Annotated in this window: 10 protein-coding genes; 6 read left to right on the forward strand and 4 right to left on the reverse strand. The window is 68.5% G+C overall.

Annotated features, from left to right (window positions below; all coding sequences use genetic code 11):
* The coding region (locus VKN16_26015; GenBank protein HME97677.1) for an ATPase, T2SS/T4P/T4SS family at window positions 1-474 on the forward strand (474 nt) is incomplete at its 5' end.
* A 21-nt stretch (window positions 475-495) separates the two neighbouring features.
* Here the strand turns inward: VKN16_26015 and VKN16_26020 are convergent.
* The 3 genes from VKN16_26020 to VKN16_26030 form a co-directional block, all read right to left on the reverse strand.
* The gene (locus VKN16_26020) at window positions 496-1110 is read right to left on the reverse strand and encodes a trimeric intracellular cation channel family protein (GenBank protein ID HME97678.1); all 615 of its coding nucleotides are present in this window, start codon (window positions 1108-1110) and stop codon (window positions 496-498) included.
* 17 nt (window positions 1111-1127) lie between these two features.
* On the reverse strand, window positions 1128-1835 hold the full coding sequence (locus tag VKN16_26025; GenBank protein ID HME97679.1) for a GAF domain-containing protein: 708 nt from the start codon (window positions 1833-1835) through the stop codon (window positions 1128-1130).
* A gap of 88 nt (window positions 1836-1923) precedes the next feature.
* The gene (locus VKN16_26030; GenBank protein ID HME97680.1) at window positions 1924-2358 is read right to left on the reverse strand and encodes a MarR family transcriptional regulator; all 435 of its coding nucleotides are present in this window, start codon (window positions 2356-2358) and stop codon (window positions 1924-1926) included.
* A 101-nt stretch (window positions 2359-2459) separates the two neighbouring features.
* Here VKN16_26030 and VKN16_26035 point away from each other — a divergent pair, with 101 nt between their 5' ends.
* The 4 genes from VKN16_26035 (at window position 2460) to VKN16_26050 (ending at window position 7449) form a co-directional block, all read left to right on the forward strand.
* Window positions 2460-3809, forward strand: coding sequence for a substrate-binding protein (locus tag VKN16_26035; protein HME97681.1), 1350 nt, complete (start codon window positions 2460-2462; stop codon window positions 3807-3809).
* A 19-nt stretch (window positions 3810-3828) separates the two neighbouring features.
* Window positions 3829-4704, forward strand: coding sequence for a branched-chain amino acid ABC transporter permease (locus VKN16_26040; protein HME97682.1), 876 nt, complete (start codon window positions 3829-3831; stop codon window positions 4702-4704).
* Window positions 4705-4903: 199 nt separating this feature from the next.
* Window positions 4904-6754 carry a branched-chain amino acid ABC transporter ATP-binding protein/permease gene (locus VKN16_26045; GenBank protein HME97683.1) on the forward strand — a complete coding sequence of 617 codons (1851 nt, stop codon included), beginning with the start codon at window positions 4904-4906 and terminating at the stop codon, window positions 6752-6754.
* The gene (locus VKN16_26050) at window positions 6751-7449 is read left to right on the forward strand and encodes an ABC transporter ATP-binding protein (protein HME97684.1); all 699 of its coding nucleotides are present in this window, start codon (window positions 6751-6753) and stop codon (window positions 7447-7449) included. The genes VKN16_26045 and VKN16_26050 overlap by 4 nt, the downstream gene beginning before the upstream one ends.
* Before the next feature lie 105 nt (window positions 7450-7554).
* On the opposite strand, the gene VKN16_26055 is transcribed toward VKN16_26050, so the two are convergent.
* Entirely contained in the window at window positions 7555-8694 is a 1140-nt protein-coding gene (locus tag VKN16_26055) for a beta-propeller fold lactonase family protein (GenBank protein ID HME97685.1), read from the reverse strand.
* A 212-nt stretch (window positions 8695-8906) separates the two neighbouring features.
* Between VKN16_26055 and VKN16_26060 the strand changes: the two genes are divergently transcribed.
* Entirely contained in the window at window positions 8907-9188 is a 282-nt protein-coding gene (locus tag VKN16_26060; GenBank protein HME97686.1) for a hypothetical protein, read from the forward strand.
* Window positions 9189-9233: the final 45 nt, after the last annotated feature.

The raw sequence follows: 9233 nt of genomic DNA on the forward strand, positions 1-9233 counted from the left end.
CTCACCGGTCACCTCGTCTTCTCCACCCTCCACACCAACGACGCGCCCGGCGCGGTGACCCGACTGCAAGATCTGGGCTGCGAGCCCTACCTGGTGTCCTCGGTGCTGAGCGGCGTGCTCGCCCAGCGGCTCGTGCGACGCATCTGCCCCATCTGCCGGGCACCCGATCATCCGGACAGCGCCCACCTGCTGGCCCTCGGCGTCTCGAATACCTCCGGGATCGAGCTGTACCGGGGCAGGGGCTGCGACGAGTGCCGGGGCACCGGCTACCGCGGGCGCATCGGAATCTACGAGCTGTTCCGGATCAACGACGAGACCCGCAGTCTCATCGTGCGGCGGGCACCCACCGGCGAGATCCGCCGCCACGCGGTGGAGCACGGCATGCTCACGCTGCGCGAGGACGCGTGGGCCAAGGCGTGCGCGGGTCTCACCACGGTGGGGGAGATCTTCCGGGTGACCCAGGAGGACACGTAGCCAGAAGTCGGCCGGTAGCTTCTAGGACTGGCCCGGCTGCCTTGGCGAGCGCGCGGTCGGAAGGTGCCAGCCGCGTCGCATCGCCATGAACCGCAGCCCAAAGCAGAGGACCGCGCCGGCCGAGGCGGCCGCGATCGGCGGGACGGCCAGCATCCTGCCAATTACCACGACGGCCGCCCCGATGAGGGCGGCGACCGCGTACAGCTCGGTGCGCAGCACGGTGGGGATCTCCCTCACGAGGGCGTCCCGCACCATGCCGCCGCCGATTGCCGTCAGCATGCCGAGCATCAGCGCGCCAACCGGCCCGACACCGAAGGCGAGCCCCTTGCTCGCGCCCGACACCGCAAAGAGCGCCAATCCGGCGGCGTCGAACACCAGCACCGGGCTGCTCAACCGGTTGATGATCCGGTACCAGAAGAACGTGATCAGCCCGGCGAGGATGGAGACCGCGATGTACCGCCAGTCGCCGATCGCCACGGGAGGGAGCGCGCCAATCAGCACGTCGCGGGCCATTCCACCGGAGTTGCCGGCGGCAAACGACAACACCAGCACCCCGAAGAGGTCGAGCCGGTGCTTGACGCCCGCCGTCGCGCCGCTGAGCGCGAAGACAAAGGTGCCACCGAGATCGAACACCACGAGTAGCGGATTCTCGGTCAGTGGGGATTCACCGGGACGGCTGCCGTGTCGCCCAACGGTAGCGTGAAGCGAAAGGTCGAGCCGACTCCCGGCTTGCTCTCGACCCAGATCCGGCCGCCGTGGAGCAGCTCGATCTGCCGTTCCGAGAACGCGCCCGCCTCGGCGCCGGTGACGACGACGACTCCGATCGGCTTGCTGTCGAGCAGCATCGGCACGGCGAGGACGCTCAGGTAGTCGGCCGCCTTCGCCAGCGCCTCGAGCCGGTATTCATCATCCATCCGGATATCCGGAATGTAGACCACGTTCCGGCTCAGAACCGCCCGGGCGGTACCGCCACCGCGGCTCGGCGGCGCCGGATAGCTCTGCCGAACGACCTCGACGGCTTCGGGCCTCAGGCTGTGGGCCGCCGCGATATGGATCAGCTCACCGTCGAACCGATAGACCCAGCCGGTCGTCGCCCGGCACAGGTCCAGTGCCTTGGCCGCGATGGCGTCGAAGACCGGCTCGACATCGGTCTGAAACCGGCTGATGAGCCCGAGGACTTCGCTGGTGGCGGTCTGGCGCTCGAGCGCCTCCCCCAGCTCGCGATCGCGCGTCCGGAGCTGCCCGAGCACGTCGGCCAGCTGCTTCTGCACGTCACGGGCGTTTCCGTTCTTCCGCGCGCTGCGGGCAGTCGAACGCTTGCCTTGGACCTTGCGTTTCACGGGCTTCCCACGCCGCTCCATCGATTCTCCTCGCCCCCGGTACTCTGGCCTCGACAGGCTAGGCGAAGGCCGCCGTGGGATCAAGCTCGGATGGCGAGCTTCACGAGCGCTATTGGCGCGAGATGTCGGCGAAGAACCGCTTGAAGACCGGTCCGAGGCGCAGCAGCTCCTGCCGGTGCAGCGCGGCGAGGGTGGCGAGGATCGTCCGGCCGCGCGGGGTGAGGGTGAGCTCCACCTTGCGCCGGTCGGCGCTCGAGATCGCCCGCGTCAAGAGGCGCTGCTGCACCAGCCGGTCGACGAGGCCGACCGCGCTGTTGTGCTTGATGTAGAGCTCCCGGGCGAGATCGCTGATCGTCACCGGCCCCTCTTCCGCCCAGCCGCGTACCACGAGCAGCGCCTGATACTGCTGGGCGGCGAGGCCGACCTCGGCGGCGGCGCGCTCGCTGAAGCGCAGGAACGTGCGCAGGGCGAGGCGCCACGCGGCCAGCCGCGCGTAGTCGTGCGCGGTGAGGTGGTAGCGCAGTTCCGCTTTCCTGAGCTGCATGGCGACCCCCCTCGGCGAGGTTGTGGCATTCCGCGGAAAATCGGGTAATATCGTCCCACGATATATCGTCCAGCGACATATTTTCTATCGAGGAGGACACCATGCGCGATCAGACATCTGCGCCCCGGCGTGACGCGCGCCGGCAATTCATCCGCAACGGCTTGCTCCTGGCCGGGGGCCTGGCCCTGCCCGGCCTGCCCCGACGGGCGGCCGCCGAGGATCACCCGCCGATCGGCACCTACCCGGCCGGCATCCAGGGCAGCACGGCCACCATCGGCGTCGCGGTGCCGCGCACCGGGACCTACGCGGAGCAGGGGGAGGACGAGCTGAAGGGCTGGCAGCTCGCGGTCGAGCACATCAACAGCGGCCATCCCCTCATCCGGGAAATCTCACCGAAGACGAAGAAGGGCGTGCTCGGCAAGGAGCTCAAGCTCGTGGTCGCCGATTCCGCCGCGAAGCCGAACGACGCGGTGCAGGCGCAGCAGCGCTTCATCACCGAGAGCAAGGTCATCCTCATGACCGGGTCGACGTCGAGCGCGGTCGCGGTGGCCATGAACAAGCTCGCCCAGCGCGAGAAGGTGCTCTACGTCACCGGCATCTCGGGCTCGAACGACACCACCGGCAAGGACTGCGTGCGCTACGGCTTCCGCCAGAACTTCTACGGCGAGACGGCGGCGAACGCGATCGGGCCGGTGCTGCTCAAGGCCTACGGCAAGAACAAGAAGATGGCGTTCATGACGCCCGACTACACCTACGGTCACACCGTGACCAAGTCGACGAGCGAGTACCTGACCGAGCACGGCGGCTGGACGATGGTGACGAACCAGGTGTCGCCGCTCGGGGCCACCGACTACAGCTCGTACCTCACCAATATCGCAAACTCCGGCGCCGAGGTGCTGCTGAACGTGAACTGGGGCCGCGACGCGGTGCTCTCGACGCAACAGGCGAAGCAGTTCGCGGTCATCCCGAGGATGAAGCTGGTGATCCCCTACCAGATCCCGTTCCTGGCCAAGAACATCGGCGCGGAGCTCGCCGAGGGCGTCTACGCCGCGACCGACTTCTGGTGGACGCTGCAGGACAAGTACCCCCTCGCCAAGATGTTCGTCGAGACGTTCCGCAAGAAGTACGGCTACTACCCGGAATGGGGCGCCGAGAACGCCTACGCGTCGTTTGCCATGTGGGCCGACGCGGTGGAGCACGCCGGCACCTTCTACCCGCCCGACGTCATCAAGTCCTACGAGGCCGGCCGCAAGCTCCAGTCGATGGTGGGCGAGGTCTATTTCCGCAAGGAGGACCACCAGCTCGTGCGGCCGGTGGTCATCGTGCGCGGCAAGGCGCCGAAGCAGATGCGGAACAAGGAGGACTTCTGGGAGGTGACCGAGGTGGTGCCGGGCGGACCGCTCATGCAGAAGCCGGACGCGTTCGGCTGCAAGCTCGGCGACTCCACATGATCGGAGGACGCCGCCGCCGGTGATCACCTGGCCCAATTTCGTTTCCCAGCTCTTCAACGGCCTGGCGCTGGGGGCGCTGCTCGCCCTCATCGCCTCGGGGCTCACCATCATCTACGGCACCCTCGGGGTGCTCAACCTCGCGCACGGCGCGATGTTCATGCTCGGCGGGTATGCCGGGTTCGCGGCCTACCAGGCGACCGGGTCGTTCGTCGTCGCCGTGGGCGCGGGGACGCTCGCCCTGCTGATCGTGGGGGTGTTGCTGGAGCGCGTCATCGTGCGCCATTTCTACGCGCGCCCGCACGAGGACCAGCTCCTGGTCACGTTCGGCCTCTCCATCGTCTTCGTCGAGGCCGTGCGCTGGCTGTTTTCGAGCGACTCCAAGACGGTCACGCCGCCCGCGGCGCTGGCCGGTATCACGCCGCTCGGCTTCATGATGTACCCGACATACCGGCTGGCGGTGGTCGGTATCGTCGCGGCGGCGCTGCTCGCGCTCTTCCTCGTGCTCTACCGCACGCGCCTCGGCATGATCGTGCGCGCGGGCATCGAGGACGCGGTGATGGTGGATTGCCTCGGCATTAACGTCGACCGGGTCTTCATGGTCGTGTTCGGTATCGGCGCCATGGCCGCCGGCTTCGCCGGCATCGTCAATGCCCCGATCGTGTCGCTCACGCCGGAGGTGGGGGAGGCCATCCTGGTGCAGACCTTCGTGGTCGTCGTGATCGGTGGCGTGGGCTCGTTCCCGGGCGCCGTGCTCGGCGGCCTGATCGCGGGTGAGATCATCAGCCTGACGTCGATGGTGAACCCCGGCTACGCCTACGTGATGCTCTTCGCCGCCATGACGCTCGTGCTCATGCTGCGGCCGCGCGGACTCCTCGGCGCCCAGGGCCGAGAGTGAGATACCGCGGCGCGGTTCCGAGGCGCGCCCCGGCCGGGCCGGGGCGTGGCCGAGCGTTGGGGGCTTGGGGGCCATGTCGGGGCCGGCAAGACGACGGATTCGGCGTCGATCGCGCGGTTCCGAGGCGCGCCCCGGCCGGGCCGGGGCGTGGCCGAGCGTTGGGGGCTTGGGGGCCATGTCGGGGCCCCCAAGACGATCGATGAGCGTCAATCGCATCGACAGCCCGCGGCGGCCATTGCTGGTCGCGTCGCTCACCGCCGCCGCGCTCATCGCGGTCCCGTTCGTCCTGCCCTGGCTCGGCGCCGCGCCGAACACGGTGAACCGTATCCTCGTCTGGGGACTGTTCGGGATCGGCTTCGACATTCTCTTCGGATACACCGGCCTCCTGTCGTTCGGCCAATCGGCGCTGTACGGGACCGGCGGATTCGTCGCCGCCTACCTGTTGACGCGCGTCGAGTTTCCCCACGTCGTCGCGTCGCTCCTGATCGGCACGGTGGCCGCGGCGGCGGTGGGCTATCTCGTCGGCCTCGTGGCGCTGCGTCGCACCGGCATCTACTTCGCCATGATCACGGTCGCGATCGCCGAGGTGTTCTACTTCGTCGAGTTCAACCCGCTCGCCGAATGGACCGGCGGCGAGAACGGCCTGCCGGGGGTGCCGACACCGAGCGTGAACCTCGGCTTCACCACGCTGCACTTCACGTCCGGCTGGGCGCTCTATCCGTTTCTCGCCTTCTGCTACTTCGTGGGCATCGTGATCGCCCTGCGCATCGTGCGCTCGCCGGTGGGCGTGGTGCTGCGGGGGATCCGCGAGAACCCGCTGCGCATGGCCGCCGTCGGCCACAACATACACGGCTACAAGCTCGCCGCCTTCGTCATCGCGGCCGCGTACGCCGGACTGGCCGGCGGCCTGCTCGGCGTGCTCCAGGCGTTCATGCCGCCCGAGGCATTCACGTTCGAGACCTCAGGGCAGCTCGTCATCCAGACCGCCATCGGCGGGCGCGGGATGCTGTTCGGCCCTCTCGCGGGCGCGGCGCTGTGGCTGTTCCTCCAGGACTTCCTGCAGGGCCCGCTCGGGCTCGGCTCGACGTGGAAGCTCGTGCTCGGCCTGGTGTTCGTCGTGCTCGTGTGCTTTCTGCGCGACGGAATCCTGGGCGGCCTGAGGGACCTGGGCCGCCTGGTTGCGCGCCGGAAAGGTGCGGAGACCGAGGCCGCCACCGGGCCGGCGCCGACCCGATCGCCGGCCGCGGACCCGGTCTCCACCCGGGCCCACCCGGACAACGGCTTCACCGGGCCGATCATGCAAACGATCAGGCTCACGAAGCAGTACGGCGGCCTCATCGCCAACGAAGCCATCGACTTTTCCGTCAACGCCGGCGAAGTGCGCGGCATCATCGGGCCGAATGGTGCGGGCAAGACGACCTTCTTCAAGATGCTGACCTGCGAAGTGCTGCCCACCGCGGGCCGCATCCTCTTCAAGGGCCGCGACATCACGGGCATGGACATGACGGAGGTCTGCCAGCTCGGGCTGACGAAGAGCTATCAGGTCAACCAGCTCTTCAACCGCCTGACGGTGCGCGAGAACGTGACGATCGCCGCGCTGGCGGCGCTGCGCGGCAAGTTCCGACTCGATCTGATGCGTCGCCTCGCCGACCTCCCCGGGCTCGAGCAGCGCGTCGGGCACACGCTCGAGCTCGTCGGCCTCGCCGGGCGCGGGGAAGCGCCGGTGGCGCAGCTCGCCTACGGGGAGAAGCGCCGCCTCGAGATCGGCCTCGCCCTCGCATCCTCCCCGAGCCTCCTGTTGCTCGACGAGCCGCTGGCCGGCATGAGCCCGGCGGAGCGTGCGGACACGGTGCGGCTGCTCAAGTCCATCGGCCAGGACCGCACCATGATCGTTATCGACCACGACATGGACTCGCTCTTCGAGCTGGCGGAGCGCATCACGGTGCTCCAGGAAGGTCGCGTGCTCGCCGAGGGGGCGCCGGCCGACATCAAGGCCAACCCGAAGGTGCAGGAAGCCTACCTCGGCGGACTGAACGGGGCCCACCCATGAGCCTGCTCGAGGTGAGCGGGCTGCACAGCTACTACGGAGATTCCCACATTCTCTTCGGCGTGTCCCTGCGCGTCGAGCGCAACGAAGTCGTGGCACTGCTCGGCCGCAACGGCGCCGGGAAGAGCACGACGCTCAAGAGCCTGATGGGAGTGGTGAAGCCGCGCGCCGGATCCGTGCGGCTCGACGGCGTCGAGATCGCCGGAATGAAGAGCCACGCGATCGCGAGGGCCGGCGTCCAGCTCGTGCACGAGGAGCGGCGCATCTTCGGGACGCTCACCGTCGAGGAGAATCTGGCGCTGGCCGGCCTCAGCGCGCCGGACCGCTGGCCCCTCGCACGCATCTACGACATCTTCCCGCGGCTGCATCAGCGCCGCACGAGCCGCGGCACCGATCTCTCGGGAGGGGAGCAGCAGATGCTCGCGCTCGGTCGCGCGCTCATTCGCGATCCGAAGATCATCTTGCTGGACGAGCCGTTCGAAGGTCTCGCCCCGCTGATCGTGCGCGAGCTGGTGAATGTCTGCCGTCGTCTGGCCGCGGAGGGCCACACGCTGGTCCTCGTGGAGCAGAACCTCGCCGCGACCATGGCGCTCGCCCAGCGGGTGTACATCCTCAACAACGGTCACCTCGCCCACGAAGGCCCCGCGGACGACATCCGCGCGAGGCCCGAGATGCTGCACCGCTACCTCGGCGTCTGAGCGGCAACGTCATGTCTTCTGGGCACTCGGCTCGCCTTTGGCCGCTCCGCGCAAGGCATCACCCAGCTCTGCCGCCCGCCCCCGCGTCCAGCGGCTCGAGCCGCATCAGTCGAAACTGACGATCTCGACCCAGTTCGACCCTTTACCGGTCGGATACTGTCGGAGCAGCTTCAGCCCGCCGCTCGTGGGGGCGATCTCGTAGACCGAGATCGTGTCCGACTTCTCGCCGCTCACGACCATGTGGCGCCCCTTGGGGTCGATGCGGAAGCCACGCGGTTGCTTTTCCGTCGGCGTGCTCGACAGGTAGGTGAGCGCGCCGGTGGCCGTGTCGACGCGGAACGCGCCGATCGAACTACTGGTCCGCTCGGCGGCATAGAGGAGCCGGCCGTCCGGAGTGATGTGGAGATCGGAGGCCCAGATGTCGCTCGACGTGTCTCGCGTCGGCTGACCGGGTGCCCCCACCGCGCCACGCGGTGCGCCGGGCACGAGCTTGGTGTCGGGCGGCAGCGCCGACGCCGAGCTCGCCTCGGTCAGCAGTCCCGTCTTCGCGTCGAGCGAGAGCGTCGTCACCGTCGCGGTCAGCTCGTTCAGCAGATAGGCGAACTTGTTGTCGGGCGACATGATGATGTGGCGGGGGCCGGTGCCAGCCTTCATCTGCACCAGCGGTGGGGTGTTCGCCGTCAGCATGCCGGTCTGCTGGTCCAGTCGGAACTGGAAGACCTGGTCCGTGCCCAGGTGGGGCACGAAGACATACCGGTTGGTCTGGTCGGTGATGATGGAGTGAGCGTTCCGTGCGGTCGGGATCACCTGGGTCGGCGCGGACACCTTGCCGTCGGTGCCCACCGGGTTGACGCTGACCAGGTGACCACCGTAGGACGCCCCGAGCAGATAGCGGCCGGTCTTGTCGATCCGGATGTACGGGAGGCTCTCCGCGAGCGGCCCGGTGGACAGCGGCTTGAGAGCCCCGGTGCGGGGGTCGATGGCATAGGTGATGACCGTGAAGGGTTTCGAGCGGATCGCCGCGTAGAGGAATCGCTTGTCCGGGCTGACGCTCATCGGCATCACGGGCTTTCCAGCCTCGAAGCGAGCGCCGGGTTGGAGCGAACCGTCGGACGCGAGCGTGTAGAGGCCGATGTTGCCGTCCTCGGCGTTGGAGACGTAGACGAACGTGGCGGCGTGCGCGGCGGCGGTCAGCGTCATCACGACAGACAAGACGAGTCCGGCAACCAGGGTGAGCACATGCATCGACGCCTCCTTGCAGTGATGGGCCGGCCTGGGAAGTCGTGAGCCAGCCAGAGACATACCGCGCGGGCCGAGACGGCGTCAAGGCCGCTGTATCCGGGGGCCCGCCGCGGGGCCTTCACACAACTCTACTCGGCGGACTCGCGGTTCACGTGGAGCGCCGGGGCTGGATCCGACCGGGACGCGGCGACGGCGCCCGGGAAAGGAGATCCGCCATGAGCAACCCAGTACCGACGTCCCGAAGCGCAGCCATCGGCACCGCCATCGCCGGCGTGGCCGCCGGCATCGGCTGGAAGGCGGCCGCCTTCGGCCACGGCATGAGGGGCTGGCATCGCGGCGGCCTGATGGGCGCCGCGCTCGATCCGGCGCGGCTCGACGAGCGCCTCGATCACATGCTGCGCCGTCTCGACGTGGAGACACTCGCCTCGTGCAAAGCTGGGCCGATCCGGTTAGTCTTGGCCTCGATCTCTCCATCGAGCACGCCGGAGGCGTGGTGAAGAGGCCCAACGTCCTCGTGATCTTGATCGACGACCTGCGCCACG

The sequence above is a fragment of the Candidatus Methylomirabilota bacterium genome (assembly GCA_035315345.1).
Lineage (GTDB): Bacteria > Methylomirabilota > Methylomirabilia > Rokubacteriales > CSP1-6 > CAMLFJ01.